Below are 19738 nucleotides of genomic sequence, written 5' to 3'. Positions count from 1 at the left end.
ATAATGCTTGCCTATTTTATCAATTTTTTTAGCTCAATTATTAAGTTAAACTAATTTTGAGCAGATATTATTTAATAATTTTGAGGTATGAAGATGCAAGTTTCGGTAGAAACAACACAAGGTTTAGGTCGACGTTTATCAATTACAATTAAAGCAGAAGACATTAAAAAAGCGGTTGATAAAGAACTCATTAATACTGCAAAAAAAGTACGTATTGATGGCTTTCGTAAAGGAAAAGTACCTTTAAAAATTGTTGAGCAGCGTTATGGGGCTTCTATTTTACAAGATGCATTAAGTGATTTAATGCAACGAAATTTTGTTGATGCAATTATTCAAGAAAAAATCAATCCAGCTGGCGCACCAACTTATTCTCCTACTCAGTTTAAAGAAGGACAAGATTATACTTATACGGTTGAATTTGAAGTTTATCCGGATGTTAAAATTAAAGATTTAGATAAAATTGAAGTTGAAAAACCTGTCGCTGAAGTAAATGATGCTGATATTGATACAATGATCGAGACTTTACGTAAACAACAAGGCACTTGGAAAGAGGTAGATCAATCTGCACAAGAACAAAATCGTGTTACTTTAGATTTTGTTGGTCAAGTTGATGGTAGTGAATTTGAAGGTGGAAAAGCGGATAATTTTACTCTAGTTTTAGGTCAAGGTCGTATGATTCCTGGCTTTGAAGATGCAATTGTTGGTCATAAAGCTGGTGATAAATTTGATATTAACGTCACTTTCCCTCAAGACTATCATGCTGAAAACTTAAAAGGTAAACCGGCTGTTTTTGCTGCGACCTTAAACAAAGTTGAAGAGCTAGAACTACCTGAATTAAATAAAGACGTTATCAAACGATTTGGTATTGCTGATGGTACTGTTGAAAGTTTACGTGCAGAAGTGCGTAAAAATATGTTACGTGAGCTTAATGCAACTATTCGTAACAAAATAAAAGCTCAAGTCATTGATGGTTTAGTTAAAAATAATGAAATTGATGTTCCTAATGCCTTAATTGAGCGCGAAATTGATGTATTACGCCAACAAGCAGTCTCTCGCTTTGGTGGTAATGTGAAACAAGCAATGGAATTACCTAAAGAACTTTTTGAAGCAGAAGCGAAACGTCGCGTATCGGTGGGATTACTATTTGGTGAAATCATTGAAAGTAATAAACTTAAAGCTGATGAAACACGAGTGAAATCATTAATTGATGAAATTGCAACAGCTTATGAAGATCCAAAAGAAGTCATAGAATATTATCATAAAGATAAAAAAGCTATGGATAACCTTCGTTCTGTAGCATTAGAAGATCAAGTTGTTGATTTATTATTAGCTAGCGCTAAAGTAACAGATAAAAATTACTCATTTTCTGAATTAATGAATCAACAAGTAGCTTAGTTTTTTTTATTATCTGTTTCATTTAATCAAAAAGATCACTTTAGAGCCCAAATAAGGATTGTCTGTTTGGGCTATTTTGTTTAATTAGGAGATGAAAATGCCTTTAGAACCATATATGAGCGTTATTCCAATGGTTGTTGAACAAAGCTCGCGAGGAGAAAGAGCTTACGACATATACTCACGATTATTGAAAGAACGCGTTATATTTTTAACTGGTCAAGTTGAAGATAATATGGCGAATTTAATTATTGCTCAGATGTTATTTCTAGAAGCTGAAAATCCCGAAAAAGATATTTATTTATATATTAATTCACCTGGCGGTGTCGTCACAGCAGGCATGGCTATTTACGATACAATGCAATTTATCAAACCAGATGTAAGCACTATTTGTTTGGGACAAGCATGTTCAATGGGGTCACTACTACTGACTGCTGGCACTAAAGGTAAACGTTACTGCTTACCTAATGCTCGGGTTATGATTCATCAACCATTAGGTGGTTTTCAAGGACAAGCTTCTGATATTCAAATTCATGCTCAGGAAATTTTACAGGTAAAAAGTCGGTTGAATAGTATTTTAGCCAAGCATACCGGTCAAGATATCAGCGTGATAGAAAAAGATACCGATCGTGATAACTTTATGTCTGCCGAAAAAGCAGTTGAATATGGATTAGTTGATGCCATATACAGTAAACGATCATAATAAATAAATTAGGTGGTAAAAGTGAATAAAGAAAGTTCTGAAAAATTACTCTATTGTACTTTTTGTGGGAAAAGTGAACATGAAGTTCGTAAATTAATTGCTGGTCCATCATCTATTTATATTTGTAACGAATGCATAGGATTATGTAATGATATCTTAAAAGAAGAAACTAAAAGCTTCCTTTCTCATGAAGAGTTTATTAACAAACCTTTACCAACTCCACATGAAATTCGAAAACATCTTGATGAATATGTGATTGGTCAAGATCGAGCGAAAAAGGTTTTATCCGTTGCTGTTTATAATCACTATAAGCGCTTACGTAATCATGCTAGCCGTAATGATGTTGAATTAGGTAAAAGTAATATTCTATTAATTGGGCCAACTGGTAGTGGTAAAACATTATTAGCTGAAACGTTAGCGCGTTTTTTAGATGTTCCTTTCGCTATGGCTGATGCAACAACGCTAACTGAAGCTGGTTATGTCGGTGAAGATGTTGAAAATATCATTCAAAAGTTATTACAAAATTGTGACTATGATGTTGAAAAAGCTCAGCGAGGAATTATTTATGTCGATGAAATCGATAAGATTTCACGAAAATCTGATAATCCATCTATCACTCGAGATGTATCTGGTGAAGGCGTTCAACAAGCACTTTTAAAAATTATTGAAGGAACTATTGCTTCGGTTCCACCTAAAGGTGGGCGTAAACATCCGCAGCAGGAATTTTTACAAGTTGATACTTCTAAAATTTTATTCATTTGTGGTGGCGCATTTAGTGGTTTAGATAAAGTTATCGAAAATCGAGTTTCTACTAACACCGGCATAGGTTTCGGCGCTGATGTTAAAAGTACCAAAAATAAAGCAACTGAATCCGAATTATTGGCGCAAATCGAATCAGAAGATTTAGTCAAATTTGGTTTGATTCCAGAATTTATTGGACGATTACCAGTGATTGGGACATTGTCTGAACTGGATAAAGAGGCATTAATTAGTATATTGACTGAACCGAAAAATGCTTTAACAAAACAGTTTGAAACACTTTTTGATTTAGATGGTGTTGAACTTGAATTCACTCCAGAGGCATTAGCTGCTATTGCAACTAAAGCTTTAAAACGAAAAACTGGAGCACGTGGCTTGCGTTCAATTGTTGAAAATATTTTGTTAGATACTATGTATGACTTACCATCAAACAAAAATATTAAAAAAGTGATAGTTGAAAAAGAAACGGTTGAACAGTCGCAAACACCAAGTTTAGTATACCGAGATAATGTTGAGCTTTCAGCATAATTTTAGATATGCTTGTTAGTTTTTGACTCACAAGCATTAGTTCAAATAATTTAGGTATAATTACGTATAGATCGTATAGATATTGTCAAGATGTTTCAGGAATAGTATGTATTCAAATCATAAATTATAGACTTGAATATCTAAAAACGACCCCAATATCAACATAATAGGTTTTGTACTATTAGAGAGAATAAAATGAAAACAAAACAAACTAACCAAATGATTATGCCTATTTTACCATTACGTGATGTCGTTGTTTTTCCACATATGGTAATCCCTCTCTTTGTTGGTCGTAATAAATCAATACGTTGTCTTGAAAGTGCAATGGAAATGGACAAACAAGTTTTTCTTGTAACCCAAAAAAATCCTTCACAAGATGATCCTGAGATTGATGATTTATATGAAATTGGTACTGTAGCAAATATTTTGCAATTACTTCAACTGCCTGATGGTACAGTAAAAGTGTTAGTTGAAGGCGTCGAAAGAGCAAAAATTGTTGATATTGTCGAGCAAAAAGAAGATGATTTTTTCGTTGCAAGTATTCAACCATTGCATGAAAAAAATAAAGATAGTGATTTGAATGAAGCTTTAATGCGGGTAGTACTTTCTAATTTTGATGATTATGCAAAACTGAATAAAAAAGTCACACAAGAAGTTGTTGATTCAATTCGATTAATCAAAGAGCCTTCTCAACTTGCTGATTCAATTGCAGCTACGCTATTTTTGAAAGTTGAACAAAAACAAGAGTTACTTGTTACCGCTAATTTAGAAAAGCGTTTTGAATTGCTTATCTCATTGATGGAAGCGGAAATTGATTTATTGCAAGTTGAAAAAAATATCCGCCAGCGCGTTAAACAACAAATGGAAAAAGCGCAAAAAGAGTATTATCTTAACGAACAAATCAAAGCAATTCATAAGGAATTAGGTGATATCGATAATAAACCTGATGAATATGAAGAACTAAAAGAAAAAATTACTAAGGCAAAGATGCCTCAAGAAGCGACTGAAAAAGCATTAGCGGAGCTTAATAAACTCAAAATGATGCCAGCAATGTCTGCTGAGGCAACAGTGGTCCGTGGTTATATTGATTGGATGATACAAATTCCATGGCATAAACGTTCGAAAGTCAAAAAAGATATTGAAGCTGCACAGAAAGTTTTGGATAAAGATCATTATGGTTTAGAGCGAGTTAAAGACCGTATTTTAGAGTACTTAGCCGTACAAGGACGGGTTAATAAAGTCAAAGGTCCAATTTTATGTTTAGTTGGTCCTCCAGGGGTAGGTAAAACATCGTTAGGTCAATCTATTGCTAAAGCAACAGGTCGTCAATATGTACGTATGGCTCTCGGTGGTGTTCGAGACGAAGCCGAGATTCGTGGTCATAGACGTACTTATATTGGTTCTATGCCAGGTAAATTGATTCAACGTATGGTTAAAGTCGGTGTCAAAAATCCGTTATTTTTACTTGATGAAATTGATAAAATGGCATCAGATATGCGGGGCGATCCTGCTTCAGCTTTATTAGAAGTGCTTGATCCAGAACAAAATAACGCATTTAGTGATCACTACTTAGAAGTTGATTATGACTTATCGGATGTGATGTTTGTTGCTACGGCGAATTCAATGAATATTCCTGCTCCTTTATTAGATAGGATGGAAGTCATTCGTCTATCAGGTTATACCGAAGATGAAAAATTGAATATTGCAAAGCAGCATTTAATTTCGAAACAGATTGAAAATAATGGATTAAAATCAAAAGAAATAGAGATTGATGATTCAGCGATTATCGGCATTATTCGTTATTATACTCGAGAGGCTGGTGTACGTAGTTTAGAACGAGAAATTGCCAAAATTTGCCGTAAAGTGGTTAAGCAATTAGCCTTAAACAGTAAGTTGAAAAAAGTAACTATTACGCAAGATAATTTGAAGGATTTCTTAGGTATTCAACGGTTTGATTACGGTAAAACTGACAACGAAAATCGCGTAGGGCAAGTTATTGGTCTTGCTTGGACAGAAGTTGGTGGTGATTTATTGACAATTGAATCGGTGAGTGTTCCTGGTAAAGGAAAACTAACATACACAGGCTCGTTAGGTGATGTTATGCAAGAGTCTATCCAAACGGCATTGACGGTGGTACGTTCTCGAGCAGAAAAATTAGGTATTAATAGCGATTTTTACGAAAAACGCGATATACATGTACATGTTCCTGATGGTGCGACACCAAAGGATGGACCAAGTGCTGGTATTGCCATGTGTACATCATTAATTTCGACACTAACGGGTAATCCTGTCCGGTCAGATGTTGCCATGACAGGTGAAATAACTTTACGTGGTGAAGTGTTACCTATTGGTGGACTAAAAGAGAAATTACTGGCAGCACATCGCGGTGGCATTAAAACAGTAATTATACCAAAGGATAATGTTAAAGATTTAGAGGAAATACCTGATAATGTAAAATCAGAAGTTGATATCAGACCTGTTCAATGGATTGATGACGTGATCACCATTGCATTACAAAATAATCCATTTGGTATCGAACCACTGAAAAAAAACATTAAATTAAAACCCTCTTCAAAAAAGGCTACAAAAGTAGTGAAAACTAAAATTCCTACACATGCCCGATTGAATTAATCATCCTTAAAATTAAAAAGATCAACTGATGTTGATCTTTTTTTTTATCTCGGATAATTCCGATAATAGCCAATTTAACTAAATATGCTATACTTGCCAAATTAAAACTTAAGGTGTATGGAGAAAAGCAAGAAATGATGGATACAATCCGTAAAGCGGCAAATAATATTGTCGTTAAGATTATTTTTGCAATCATTATTTTATCTTTTATATTTACAGGGATTGGTTTTTTTGGGTTTGGTGGTAGTAACAAAGCTAACGATGCTACACTATATATTGCAAAAGTTGATGGAGAAGGTATTAGTCGAGCTGAATTTGAAGCACGCGCAAAAGAAGTTACCTCAACGTCAATGGGTGATCCTGCATTTATTAAACAACTTCGTCGGAACGTATTTTATTCTGAAATTACCAACTATTTAGCCTATAAATTTTCTCAACAACTTGGTGCAAATATAAGTAATGACCAAGTAAAAGAGTTTATAAGACAGCAAAGAGTATTTTTTGACAATGGTAAATTTAGTAATGAAAAATATTTAGACCTCTTAGCTGCCAATGGTTACACACCAGATACTTATGGTGAAGGTATAAGATCATCTTTACAACAACAACAAGTCATAGACGCTCTAATCAATTCGAGTTTTGTTTTACCTGTGGACTCAGAAATTTCTAAATTGAAGGAGCAAACTCGAACCATTTATACAGCAGAGATTAATCCCAATATTGTTAATCTCGATGATGTGAAAATTACGTTAGAGGATGAGCAAAAATATTATGACGAACACCAAAGTGAATTTTATAAAAAAGAGAGAGTGAAATTTAATTATATTTTAAATGAAGAATATCAATATAATAAAAAAATTCATGTCAGTGGTGATGAGGTAAAACAAGAATTTAATAACAATATTAAAGATTATACTTTTCCTGCAAAAAAATCTTATAGTGTAATTTATATCAAAGATAAACATGAGGCTGATGATATTGTTAATGAATTAGCATCAGGTAGCAATTTTGAAAGTATTGCTAAAACTGTTAATCAAGATAATGCATCTCCATATGGTAAAAATGGTTCATTAGGTTGGTTTGTTGATGATGATTCTTTACCACAGGCATTTAAAGATGCACACTTGGATACAATAGGGCAAATATCTAATCCTATTGCTGTTGATGAAGGATATCTTATTGTCAAATTAGATGATATTCAACCCGCTAAAGCAATGGATTTTGATTATGCTAAGTCTATTATCGAATCAAAACTTAAGAATTCGAAAATAAAAAATGCATTTGAAACTGTAGAACAGAAAATCCAAGCTGCAGTTAACAAAAATCCTAATTCATTAGAATTGATTGCTAAAGAATCTGATTTACCACTATTTAATTCTGATTGGGCTTATTTTAATGATGTATCAACTATTTTACGTTATCCTGAAGTTAGAGATGTTGCTTTTAGTGATGAAATGATAGTTGATGGTAAAGTAACAGGTAAAGTGTCTGAAATGATAACCGTCGGACAAGGTTTAGATTTGTCTGATTTTGTCATTCAGGTGGTTGATTATCGACCAGAAGGTATTGCACCTTTTGATGAAGTTAAAGATGAAATTAATAAAAAATTACATCAAGATATTGCCAATAGTCGTTTTCAAGCTACTGTTAATAGCACAATGGAACAATTAAATAATAAAGGTAGTTCGGCAAATGTGCAATTTTCCAAAAATTATACCCTACATCGTAATGACAATGATCTCGATGCGCGTGTTATAAATATGGTGTTTGATCTGGTACCTTCAACAACATCTAAACGCGTGTATGGCGTAGAATATTTGAATGATAAAAGCGCAACAGTTGTTGTGTTAACGGGTGTTAATACCCCTAGCGAATCGAAAGATATATCATCAGAATTATTACCATTATTCATGAATAATACCTATTATTATTTAGCTGAAGATATCCGTTCTAAAGCTAAAATCGAAATAATGCCGGATGCAAATTTGTGATGTAGTTCGTAAAATTACAGAAAATTTGTTTAATTTAGAAAAGTCACTTAGGTGACTTTTCTCATTTTTTAAATGATTAACGCCATATAGTTTTATTCAATGACATAGTAATAAAGCATATTAATTGCATAACTATATTTAAGAGGTTAATCAAATGAAACTATTTTCCCTAATCTGTCTTTTATTATCGAGTCTAGCGTTTTCTAATGTAAGTTTAGCTGATAAGTTACCTAATGAAGTAGCTAAACAAGATCAGCAACAAATCACTCAAGTCAATATCAATACCGCTTCGGCAGAGGAACTCACAAAAGTATTAACAGGAATAGGCGCAAGTAAAGCTAAAAAAATCGTTGAGTATCGTGAAAAATTTGGGCCTTTTGTTTCAGTAGAACAATTAAAAGAGGTATCAGGTATTGGTCAAGCAACATTGGATAAAAATGCTGGTAAAATAGCATTATAACGTAATTAGGCAGTCGACTGAGAACCTCGTCGGCTGTTTATCTAGATGGCTTCGATTAATTATCTATAGGATCAACATCTATGCTCCACCTAACTTTGCTTGATTCATTCCATTTTTCTATTGTTATAATTAATTGATCTAAAATAGTTTGAAGCTTTTGTCGATTAGTATGTTGTACTAATAACTGCCAACGGTTGTACCCCGCTTTTTTGGCTTGATTTGCTGGCATTGGACCAAGTAACCATAAAGCAGGATCGTCACAATGTATTTTTAACCACTCATCTATACGTTGTAAAAATGCTGGTGCATATTGATTATTACGATCTGCTGCACGAATTAATGTCTGGTAACTAAATGGCGGTAATAAGGTTTTTTGACGCTCTAGCAACGTCTGTTTGGCAAACTCTTGATATCCTTGATGAAGCAAAATATTTAATAAAGGATGATCTGGATGATAGGTTTGTAAAATGACTTCACCTGCTTTGGCCTCACGTCCTGCTCTACCAGATACTTGCGTATAGATTTGTGCAAATCGCTCTGTTGCGCGAAAATCACTTGAAAACAATGCACCATCAACATCAACAATACCAACTAAAGTAACATTCGGAAAGTGATGGCCTTTAGCTAAAATTTGGGTACCAACTAAAATGTGAGCATCACCTTGCTCAATAGTTTGTAAATATGTATCGAGTGCACCTTTTTTAGATACAGTATCACGATCAATTCGGCTAATTTTTATTTCTGGAAATAATATTGCTAATTGTTTTTCAAGTTGTTCGGTACCAAATCCAACGGGTACTAAGTGCGTTGAACCACATTTAGGGCATTGTTTAGGTACCCCTCTTGGGGTATCGCAATAATGGCAACTGAGTTTATTTTGCTGTTGGTGAAAGGTATACGGTCTATCACAACGTGGGCACTCAGCAATCCAACCACAATCATGGCATATCAATAAAGGTGAAAAACCTCGTCGATTTAAGAATAACATGACTTGATTGTTATTGTTTAGATGTTTTTTTATTTGTTCAATAAGGGGTTGAGATAATCCAGCCGATAAGACTAATCCTCTTATATCTAAGATAGATTGTTTTGCTAGTTGTGCATTTCCTGCTCGTTTAGTTAACTGTAATAATTGATAACGGTGATTTTGGACATTATTCAAGGTTTCAAGTGACGGTGTTGCAGAACCTAATAATATAGGGATATTATCGAATTTGGCACGAATAATGGCTAAATCCCTTGCATTATAACGCCATCCTTCTTGTTGTTTATAAGAGCTATCATGTTCTTCATCAATAATAATTATGCCCAAGTCTTTAAACGGTGTAAAAACTGAAGAGCGAGTACCAACGACAATGGCATTTTCACCATTCTTACTCCTTAACCAAACATTCAACCGTTGCTTATCGGTTAATCCTGAATGTAAAATATCAATCGGTGCGTTAAAGCGTTGTTCAAAACGTCTAATTGTTTGTGGCGTTAAACTAATTTCGGGTACTAATACTAAAGCCTGCTTGCCTTTTGCTAAAATGCCAGTAAGGACATTTAAATAAACTTCCGTTTTACCTGATCCAGTGATCCCTTCTAACAAAAATACTGAAAAATGATCATTTTGTTGATTGATGGTATTAATAGCTTGGATTTGTTCGTTATTTAATACAATAGTATTGCGATTAGTTGAAAAACTAGATTGCCATGGAATGTTATTTGGTTGTTGACTGATTTGGGTAATCAATTGTTTTTTTTGTAACTGATGATATACAGTTAAGCTTAAATCTGAATCATGCAACTGATTATTTCTAAATAAAGATAATAACAATTTTTGTTTTGGTGCTCTTGATAATGTATTTAAATCAATATGTTGACCTAATTGCGTCAGTTGCCATTGTTTAATTTCATCTTGGCAAGCTTTGCGACCTTGGCGTAGCAAAATAGGCATAGCGTGAAACAAAACTTCGCCAATGGGATAATGATAGTAATTAGCTGCCCAATTTAATAATTTCCAAATTGAATTTGTGAACAACGGTTGCTCGTCAATTATTGAGACAATCGATTTTAAGTGTTCAATTTCAATGTCGGTTTGCTGATCTATTTTAACAATAATACCTATAGCAAAACGTTTACCAAAAGGGACTTTTACCCGCATACCCACTTGAGCAGGTGAAGTTAAGCAATAGTCATAAAGTTGGTAAAGCGGTACCGGTAAGGCTACATGAGCGATCAGCATTAAGTGTCACAAGTAAAATTAATCAAGGTCAATATTGTACTGAGTTTTTATATAACTCGCAAAAGCTAGCTGACATCATTTGTTTTTTTATGGATTTTATCTAATAAGTTTGCGATTAAACTTTAAAATTTAAATGGTAACCCATTGATCGAAATATGGTATCGTTTTATAAAATTTGTTATCTTGGCAGATTAGAATTAGTGATATTTTTTAAGGAATACAAAATGCCAGAAAACTTTTCACATATTAATCATAATGGTGATGCACATATGGTTGATGTGTCCAATAAACAAATAACGGCACGGGAAGCAAGAGCTGAGTCACAGGTTTTGATGAACTCAGCAACATTAAACATGATTATTGAAGGTAAACATCACAAAGGTGACGTTTTTGCCACTGCTAGAATTGCAGGTATTCAAGCCGCTAAAAAAACTTGGGAACTTATTCCCCTTTGTCATCCGCTTTTACTGAGTAAAGTTGAAGTTAATATTGAAGCTGATATTGTTAATTCTTGTGTTAGAATTGAGTCTGTATGTCGATTGCAAGGTCAAACAGGTGTTGAAATGGAAGCATTGGTTGCTGCATCTGTAGCGGCTTTAACGATATATGATATGTGTAAAGCTGTACAAAAAGACATGGTTATCACTCAAGTAAGATTATTAACTAAAACGGGTGGTAAATCGGGTGATTTTTCAATCTAATACTAAAATAGTCAAAGTATGAATAGAATTATTTTTTTTGCTCAAATAAGAGAGCTCATTGGTGTTGAAAGTATCTTATTAGATGTTAGTCAATTGTCGATTTCTGACCTTTTACAAAAATTAAGCCAGCGAGGCAATAAATGGTCAATGGCATTAACAGAGAAAACTGTATTATGTGCCGTTAATCAATCATTGGTCGATTTTGATTATATAATACAACCTGATGATGAAATCGCTTTTTTTCCTCCTGTGACAGGCGGCTGAAAATATGGATATCATTCAAGTTGGTGATGAGCAAATAGATGCCAACAAATTAAGTGCTTGGTTATCAGAACTATCGCAAGACGGTGCGGTTGTAACATTTATGGGTAAAGTTCGTTCAGTTGACGAGCTGCCTCTTAGCCTTTTTTTAGAACACTATTCTGGCATGACAGAAAAAGTACTACGTCAAATTGTTAATCAAGCTCGTGAGCGTTGGCAATTAAGTCGTGTGGCCGTGATTCACCGAGTAGGTGAAATAAATAATAATGAACAAATCGTTTTTGTCGGAGTCAGTAGTGCCCATCGTGCGGATGCTTTTGCTGCAGCTGAATTTATAATGGATGTATTAAAAACACAAGCGCCTTTTTGGAAAAAAGAACGTACAGGTAATGGGGATAATTGGGTCGAGCCTAAAAATTCTGATATACAAGCATTGAAAAAATGGCTTTAATCTCCATTTAATATATAATAGATTGAGTATGTTACATAATATTTTATAAGAGGTAAAGGATGGCAAATTATTCATCTAATAGTTCAATAATCGAAAAATCGACAAGTCGTGTACAAACCTATATGAGTCATGTTTACGGCTGGATGACTGTTGGACTATTATTAACAGCTTTAGTTGCATGGTATGCATCAACTAATCTGCAATTATTACAGTTATTATATCGAGGTATGTGGGTATTATTAATTGCTGAGCTAGGGCTAGTTTTTGTTATTTCTGGTTTTATCGATCGTTTATCTGGCGCAGCGGCAACCACATTGTTTATGCTCTATTCTGTTTTAAATGGTTGTACGTTTTCTATCTATTTTATAGTTTATACTTCGTCTTCGATTGCGAGTGTATTTTTTATTACAGCAGGCATGTTTGCTGCGATGGCTTTTTATGGCTATACCACAAAACGTGATTTATCAGCCTTCGGTCGCTTTTTATTTATGGGACTAATTGGTATTGTGATTGCCTCATTGGTTAATCTCTTTTTAAAGAGTGAGCCATTAATGTGGGCTGTAACTTACATTGGCGTGTTTGTTTTTGCAGGATTAACTGCTTATGATAATCAAAAACTTAAAGAGTTAGGCGAAAATATATCTTATGATGATCAAAATGTATTTAGACGCTTTGTCATTTTAGGTGCATTAACTTTATATCTTGATTTCATTAACTTGTTCATTATGCTGCTAAGGATTTTTGGCGATCGTCGATGATGGTATTTTTATAGATTTAAAGGGCTCTATTAAGAGCCTTTTTTGTTAGTTTTTTATTAGTAATTTGTTTTTTTAGTCTTTTATATTAAAATTTTCGCGGAAAATACTGTGTTTTAATATAGAATACCGTTTTTTATTTCTTATATACTTAATATTAAGTTTAATATTAGAGAATTACTGTGAAAAAATTATATTCCTTTGTTCTAATAAACATTTTTATTTCATCAATCATTGCCATTCGTTATTTTGTTGTTCCTGGAGCGTTATTTAATTGGACCGGAATTACCTTTTCAATTTTCGCAGTAATTGGACACTTTTTCTCAGTTTATTTATTGCTTTTAATTATTTGTATTCCGCTGCTTTGGATAAAACCATGTCTTCGTAATCTCATTTTGATTGTATTATTTGGTTTTTTTCAAATTGGATTATTTATTGATACTATTGTTTTTCAACAATACCGATTTCACATAAATCTCTCTGTTATATCAATGGTATTTTCTGGGCAAGTGGTGGATTTTTCGCTATTCACTTATTGCTTGATGTTGACATTAATCATTGCTTCACTTTGCCTAGAGTGCTTTATTCTTTATTGGATTAATAACAAATTTGCAATAGCACACACTAAGTCTAAATTTCTACGTTTATCTACTATTTTTCTTATTTTTGCTTTTTTTATTAGCCATATTGTGCACATGATTGCTTTTTATTATGCTTATTCTCCAATTATGGTAGTAAAAGAATATATTCCCTTATATCGTCCGTTTACATCAAAAAAAATAATGGAATTTTTTGATAAACAAGGGCAACGAAAAGTTATTTATGAAAAAGATGATGAACATACAGGAATTCATTATCCTAAACATACGCTTATTATTAATTCTGATAACAATAAACCTCAAAATATTATGTTTATTGTATTAGACTCTTGGCGTTATGATACATTTAGTGAGCAAATTTCTCCTAATACTTATCATTTTGCACAACAAAATAATGGTGTTATTTTCAATAATCATTATTCAACGGGTAACGCTACTCGGACAGGTATCTTTGGGTTATTTTATGGTATCCCTGGTACTTACTGGGATGCCTTTTTGCGTAATAGTGTTCCATCTTTGTTCGTTACGACATTACAAAAAGAAAATTTTAATATTGGTATTTTTACCTCAGCTAAGGTGACTGCCCCTGAATTTGATCGCACCGTATTTGCAACAATTAAAAATTTAAGAATAAGTAGTCACGATGGCCGAGCTTCAAGTCGCGATAAACAGATCACAAACGATTGGTTAGCATGGTATAAACAACGTGATACCTCTAAACCAAGTTTCTCATTTTTATTTTATGACGCACCTCACGCTTATGATTTTCCAGATGATTTTGAGGTAAAATTTAAGCCAATTGGTGACCTTGATTATATGACATTAAATAATAATACTGATCCTGTGCCAATTTTCAATCGTTATAAACAAAGCGTCTATTATGATGATTATTTATTGCAAAATGTTTATGATGAACTAATTAGATCGGGAACGTTGGATAATACGTTAATTATTATTACTGGTGACCATGGTCAAGAAATGAATGATAATAAGCTTGGTTTTTGGGGGCACAATGGTAATTATACCGATGCTCAAACCAAAGTTCCGTTTATCATTATTGGCGCTAAAAATTTAGAGCAGTTAAAAGATAATGCCGCTAAACTGACTAGTCACGAAGATGTAGTACCGTCATTAATGAAACATTATTTATATGTGGAAAATGATATAAGTGATTATTCAACAGGGTATGATTTATTTAACCCAATCACTAATCGTAACTGGTTATTGATGTCAAATTATAGTTCCTATGCTGTTCGCACACCGGATAATATTTATCTTGTTAACAGACTAGGTATTAGTCATTATATGGATTCGCACAATCATGAGATTGATGCAACGCCTAACTATAGCTATATCCAAGCGGCAATAGGCAATATGCGTTATTTTTATCAACCTTCGAACTAGTTAGTTCTCTATCCTTTTATTTAAAAGGATAGAGAAGAATTCTTAACGAACATCAGCGCAGTTTAAACAATAAATATAGCGATTTTGGCTATCGTGAAATTTATTCCATAAAGACACTTGTTGTTTTAACTGTTTTGCTTGTGGTAATTGATCAAAAAATATTTCGGCAGTTGATTTTGGCAGCATTGTTAGCATTTCAGAATAAAAACTATTGAACCAACTGACATCTGGTTTAAGCCAGTCAATTTTGTAATCCGTTAAATTGGCCAATGTAGCGGCTGTTTCGATAGCATCATCAAAATCACCAAGTTTATCAACTAAACCAATGTTACTTGCTTCTGAACCTAACCAAACTTGACCTTGAGCTATTTTATCCACTTGTTCTGTTGACATATTTCTTGCTTTAGCAACCAATGAAATAAAGGTATTGTATCCATTATCAATATTCATTTGTATTAGTTGGCTCATTTCATCCGGTAGATTTCGAGTAACACTATTATTTGCAAGTGGTGATGTCGCAACTCCATCATTGTAAACACCAATGTGAGATAATGATTTTTCAAAGGTTGGAATGATACCAAAAATACCAATAGAGCCAGTGATTGTATTCGGACTAGCAATAATGTAGTCTGATGCTGTCGATATCCAATATCCACCAGATGCGGCCATTCCGCCCATTGAAACTACTACAGGAATTTGATAACTGCGTAGTGCTTCTAATTCACTGCGAATGGCCTCTGAGGCGTCAACACTTCCGCCAGGACTATTAACTCGTAATATAACAGCTTGAACATTTTGATTATCCAAGTTGTTACGGATATTTCTAAGCTGTTCAACAATATCTTGGCTGCCCGCTATATCAGTATTATTTTCACTGTCAGTTATCGTACCATTGACAAAAACAACAGCGATTAATGGTTTATCGTCAGTTTGTTCATCTTTTTCTGTCAATTTATAGTCATAAATACTTAATTGATGTTGATTCTGAACAATATCGAGATCATATTGATAATTGGATGCAACAACGTCAACTAAACCAGTAGATAAAGCATATTGACTCATACTTCCTTTAGCTGCTTTTAACTCTGACAACATATCAGTAGGATTTGGAACTAATTGACTAGGGGCTTTTTTACGTTGTGCTGAAATATCATTAAGATAATTTTCCCACATGGCTGAAAGCCAGCGCGTCGTATTGCTTTTTGCTGCATCTGACATATCGTCTCGAATGAATGGTTCAATTGCAGATTTGTATGTGCCTACTCGGAAAACATGAGTATTAATTTTTAAGTTATCTAATAAGGTTTTATAATACAGATTATTGGCTGATAACCCGTATACACTGACTGCACCTAATGGTGTTAAATAAATTTTATTGGCATAACTGGCTAGATAATATTGGCTTTGATTAAAATTGGAACCAATTGCATAAATTGGCTTATTGGCTTCTCTAAATTTGGATAAATATTTACCCACATATTGTAATGAGCTCATATCTGCCCCAACAAAATTATCCAATTTTAAAACCATACCATCAATATTAGGATCTGTTGTTGCTTGCGCTATTTTTTGTGTTAATTCAAATAAACTATTTTCACGAGAAGTATTTACTTTTTTGCCATATATTTTATTTTGTAATGCATAAATCTCATCGTCATATCGCGTACTATCAACAATAACACCTTCTAAATCAAGTACAAGCGTGCCATATTGTGGAACGACATCCTGTTTTTTCAAATCTTTTATCAGTTCAATACCACTAAAAATAAGAATAATAGCAATAAAAAATATTATATTTAGAAAAATTTGTCTAAAAACGTTGATGGTTTTCCAAATTAATTTTATGACTGATAATACAGATATCATAATTAGCCCTTTTAGTCGTAATGTTAGCTTTTCGCTTCTATATTTCGTTTTTTGAAATATTTTTTATCTTCAAAACGCAAGCATGTTAATTTACCGCCCCAACAACAGCCAGTATCGAGAGCATAAATATTATCTGGAGTACCTTTACCATTTAAAGCGGCCCAATGGCCAAAAGCGATACTGTATTGAGCTGGAATTTTTGAAGGTAATAAAAACCAAGGTTTAAGTTTTGTAGGCGCTTGATCTGGTGATTTTTTGAAATAAAAATCAAGTCGGCCATCTTCATAACAAAACCGCATTCGTGTGAGTGCATTAGCAATGTAACGTAACCGATCTAATCCTTGTAAATCACAAGACCATTCATCAGGGAAATTACCGTACATTTTGTCGAGAAAAAGTGGATATGAATCACTCGATAACATAACATTTAAGTCATTGGCACATTTTTTTAATGTATCAAGATCCCATTGAGGTGAAATACCCGCGTGAGTCATAATCAGTTTTAACTTTTCATCTATTTGAACTAATGGTTGTTTACGTAACCAATTCATTAATTCATCGTAATCAGGCGCATTGATCACACTGTCAAGATTATCTTTCTTTTTTGCTAATGTTACATTGGCATAAATCGATAATAAATGTAAATCATGATTACCTAAAACTAAACGAATTTGACTACTTAAATTTTTTACAAATCTAAGCACGTCTAACGATTTTGGTCCTCTGGCAACCAAATCACCGGTTAACCACAAAGTATCAGATGATGAAAAACTCGCTTTATCAAGCAAACGCATAAACTCATCATAACAACCATGAATATCACCAATGATTAGGTTTGCCATAATATTATTTCCATGCGTTTGCAAGTTTACAATATTGTTGTACTGACAAATTTTCAGCACGTAAATTAGGGTCAATATCTAATTCAATTAATTGGTCTGTTGTAAACATATTACTTAAACTATTGCGAATCGTTTTGCGTCTTTGATTAAAGGCTTCTGTAGTGATGCGAGAAAGTATTTTAACATCATCAACTAAATAAGGTTTTTGTTTGTAAGGAATTAACTTGACAACAGCAGAGTTAACTTTAGGTGCCGGTTTGAACGCGGTAGGCGGAACTTCTAACACAGGAATAATTTGGCAATAATATTGTGCCATTACACTTAATCTTCCGTAATCTTTACTATTTGGTGCCGCGACAAGTCGCGTGACTACTTCTTTTTGTAGCATAAAATGCATATCATCAATGATATTGGCATATTCAAATAAATGGAACATTAACGGTGTAGAAATGTTATAGGGTAAGTTACCAAATACTCTTAATGGTTTACCTAATTGTTGATTTAACTCATTAAAGTTAAAGGTTAGAGCATCTTGTTCAATAACAGTTAATTTATTGTTTAATAAAGGATTATCAATCAATCTACTGGCTAAATCTCTATCAATTTCTATAACTGTTAGATGGTCAACATATTTACTGACTGGCACTGTTAATGCAGCTAGACCAGGACCGATCTCTACAAGAGCCTGATCTGATTTAGGTTGAATAGCTGCGACAATACTTTCAATAATATAATCATCATGTAAAAAGTTTTGCCCGAATCGTTTACGGGCAAAGTGACCTTGGTGTACACGGTTAGTCATGTTTTTCTTCACCTGTGATTTTGATATAAGCATCGCCTTTTAATTCTTGGATCCATACTTGCGCTTCTTCACCAAATTTACGGTTGAAAATTAATCGATAAGCTTGATCTTGTTTCACTGCATTTGTACCATCAGTCTGTTTAGTATCGATTAATTGGATCAAATGCCATCCAAACGATGATTTGATTGGTTGACTAATTTCGCCTTTTTTTAATTGAACTAATGCATTTCTAAAACCAGCATCATAAACATCGGCTCGACTCCAACCTAAATTACCGCCACTTTCAGCAGAACCTGGGTCTTGAGAATTAGCTTTAGCTGCTGCTTCAAAGGTTGTCGCTCCACTTACTATGGATTTACGGATATCAGACAGTTTTTGTTTGGCAATTTGGTCTGTTACAAGCACATTAGTTTTAATTAGGATATGGCGAGCATTAAATTCATCAATGGTGAATTTTTTCGGTGCTTCAGAACGTGTATCATCAACTTTTAAAATATGTAATCCAACACCGGATCGAATTGGACCAATAATACTTCCTTTTGGTGCTCGAATTAATCTTTCTTCAAAAATGGTAGGCAATTCATTGAGCTTATGCCAGCCCATATCGCCACCTTTTAAAGCAAGATCATCATTTGAATATGAGGTCGCTAATTTCGCAAAACTTTCACCTTTTTCGGCTCGACGGATAATGTCGGTTGCTTTGTTAGTCGCATCATCTATTTGTTGTTTAGAGGCTTTTTCTGGAACGGATATAAGAATATGGCTTACTTTAACATCTATATTGTTAGAGGTTTGTTGAGACATATTTTTAGCTAAGTTTTCAACCTCTTTTTCAGAGATTTTAATTCTAGGTCTGACTTCATTCATTCGGGCTTGGTCTATTAACATATCGTTATGTATACGTTCACGATAAGCGCTATAACTTATCCCCATTGTTGAAAGTTTGCTTCTAAGTTGATCGATTGTCATACCATTTTCTTCTGCAATTTTAGCAATCGCATTGCTCACTTGATCATCACTCACTGTAATTTTAGCTTTAGCGGCTTTTTGCAAGATTAGATTTTCAACAATTAAACGATCAAGAATTTGTTGCCTCAGTACGTTATCATTCGGTAAATTACGTGGATCGGTGCTTGCTTTTATAGTTTTTAACATATCATTAACGTCACTTTCTAATATGACATTGTTATTAACTACTGCAGCAACTTGCTCAACGACTTTAGCGGCAGCATTAGCTGATAAAGGATTAATCACTGCTATACTTAAACTTAAGTTTAAAGCGATAAGTAATTTAGATATTTTCATATTATTCAACTCATTTTATTTGCTACAGTTGACAATAACTGTAATTAAGTTAATTAGTTA

The 19738-nt window shown here is 33.5% G+C and carries 16 protein-coding genes; 11 read left to right on the top strand and 5 right to left on the bottom strand.

Annotated elements, in window-relative coordinates:
* Positions 1-93: 93 nt before the first annotated feature.
* The 6 genes from tig (at position 94) to J3U57_RS04925 (ending at position 8464) form a co-directional block, all read left to right on the top strand.
* Positions 94-1395, top strand: a complete 1302-nt coding sequence (tig, locus tag J3U57_RS04950; RefSeq protein WP_267333615.1) for a trigger factor — start codon at positions 94-96, stop codon at positions 1393-1395.
* Between the two features lie 97 nt (positions 1396-1492).
* Entirely contained in the window at positions 1493-2095 is a 603-nt protein-coding gene (gene clpP, locus J3U57_RS04945; RefSeq protein ID WP_304364024.1) for an ATP-dependent Clp endopeptidase proteolytic subunit ClpP, read from the top strand.
* A 21-nt stretch (positions 2096-2116) separates the two neighbouring features.
* Positions 2117-3382, top strand: coding sequence for an ATP-dependent protease ATP-binding subunit ClpX (clpX, locus tag J3U57_RS04940; RefSeq protein ID WP_267343985.1), 1266 nt, complete (start codon positions 2117-2119; stop codon positions 3380-3382).
* Positions 3383-3577: 195 nt separating this feature from the next.
* Positions 3578-6013 carry an endopeptidase La gene (gene lon / locus J3U57_RS04935; protein ID WP_267333613.1) on the top strand — a complete coding sequence of 812 codons (2436 nt, stop codon included), beginning with the start codon at positions 3578-3580 and terminating at the stop codon, positions 6011-6013.
* 134 nt (positions 6014-6147) lie between these two features.
* Positions 6148-8004 (top strand): SurA N-terminal domain-containing protein, encoded by a 1857-nt coding sequence (locus J3U57_RS04930; protein WP_267343984.1) that lies wholly within the window; start codon positions 6148-6150, stop codon positions 8002-8004.
* A 154-nt stretch (positions 8005-8158) separates the two neighbouring features.
* Positions 8159-8464 carry a ComEA family DNA-binding protein gene (locus J3U57_RS04925; protein WP_267343983.1) on the top strand — a complete coding sequence of 102 codons (306 nt, stop codon included), beginning with the start codon at positions 8159-8161 and terminating at the stop codon, positions 8462-8464.
* Between the two features lie 55 nt (positions 8465-8519).
* Here the strand turns inward: J3U57_RS04925 and priA are convergent, their stop codons facing one another.
* Positions 8520-10691 (bottom strand): primosomal protein N', encoded by a 2172-nt coding sequence (gene priA, locus J3U57_RS04920; protein WP_267343982.1) that lies wholly within the window; start codon positions 10689-10691, stop codon positions 8520-8522.
* A 224-nt stretch (positions 10692-10915) separates the two neighbouring features.
* Between priA and moaC the strand changes: the two genes are divergently transcribed.
* The 5 genes from moaC (at position 10916) to J3U57_RS04895 (ending at position 14862) form a co-directional block, all read left to right on the top strand.
* A complete protein-coding gene (gene moaC, locus J3U57_RS04915; protein WP_267343981.1) occupies positions 10916-11392 on the top strand; it encodes a cyclic pyranopterin monophosphate synthase MoaC in 477 nt (158 codons plus the stop codon).
* Between the two features lie 18 nt (positions 11393-11410).
* Positions 11411-11656, top strand: coding sequence for a molybdopterin synthase sulfur carrier subunit (gene moaD, locus J3U57_RS04910; RefSeq protein WP_267343980.1), 246 nt, complete (start codon positions 11411-11413; stop codon positions 11654-11656).
* 4 nt (positions 11657-11660) lie between these two features.
* Positions 11661-12104, top strand: a complete 444-nt coding sequence (gene moaE / locus J3U57_RS04905) for a molybdopterin synthase catalytic subunit MoaE (RefSeq protein ID WP_267343979.1) — start codon at positions 11661-11663, stop codon at positions 12102-12104.
* A gap of 59 nt (positions 12105-12163) precedes the next feature.
* Positions 12164-12862, top strand: coding sequence for a Bax inhibitor-1 family protein (locus tag J3U57_RS04900; protein ID WP_267343978.1), 699 nt, complete (start codon positions 12164-12166; stop codon positions 12860-12862).
* Positions 12863-13041: 179 nt separating this feature from the next.
* The gene (locus J3U57_RS04895; protein WP_267343977.1) at positions 13042-14862 is read left to right on the top strand and encodes a sulfatase-like hydrolase/transferase; all 1821 of its coding nucleotides are present in this window, start codon (positions 13042-13044) and stop codon (positions 14860-14862) included.
* A gap of 42 nt (positions 14863-14904) precedes the next feature.
* Here J3U57_RS04895 and sppA read toward each other — a convergent pair whose 3' ends face one another.
* From sppA to surA, 4 genes are read right to left on the bottom strand one after another with little or no spacing between them, the layout of a single operon-like run.
* The gene (sppA, locus tag J3U57_RS04890; RefSeq protein ID WP_267343976.1) at positions 14905-16728 is read right to left on the bottom strand and encodes a signal peptide peptidase SppA; all 1824 of its coding nucleotides are present in this window, start codon (positions 16726-16728) and stop codon (positions 14905-14907) included.
* Between the two features lie 23 nt (positions 16729-16751).
* Positions 16752-17570 (bottom strand): bis(5'-nucleosyl)-tetraphosphatase (symmetrical) ApaH, encoded by an 819-nt coding sequence (apaH, locus tag J3U57_RS04885; protein ID WP_267343975.1) that lies wholly within the window; start codon positions 17568-17570, stop codon positions 16752-16754.
* A 4-nt stretch (positions 17571-17574) separates the two neighbouring features.
* Positions 17575-18372 carry a 16S rRNA (adenine(1518)-N(6)/adenine(1519)-N(6))-dimethyltransferase RsmA gene (rsmA, locus tag J3U57_RS04880; RefSeq protein WP_267343974.1) on the bottom strand — a complete coding sequence of 266 codons (798 nt, stop codon included), beginning with the start codon at positions 18370-18372 and terminating at the stop codon, positions 17575-17577.
* Entirely contained in the window at positions 18365-19678 is a 1314-nt protein-coding gene (surA, locus tag J3U57_RS04875; protein WP_267343973.1) for a peptidylprolyl isomerase SurA, read from the bottom strand. The genes rsmA and surA overlap by 8 nt, the downstream gene beginning before the upstream one ends.
* Positions 19679-19738 lie beyond the last annotated feature (60 nt).

Source organism: Gilliamella sp. B3464, from assembly GCF_026536145.1.
Taxonomy (GTDB): Bacteria; Pseudomonadota; Gammaproteobacteria; order Enterobacterales; family Orbaceae; genus Gilliamella.
This window is presented reverse-complemented; position numbering and strand designations above follow the sequence as displayed.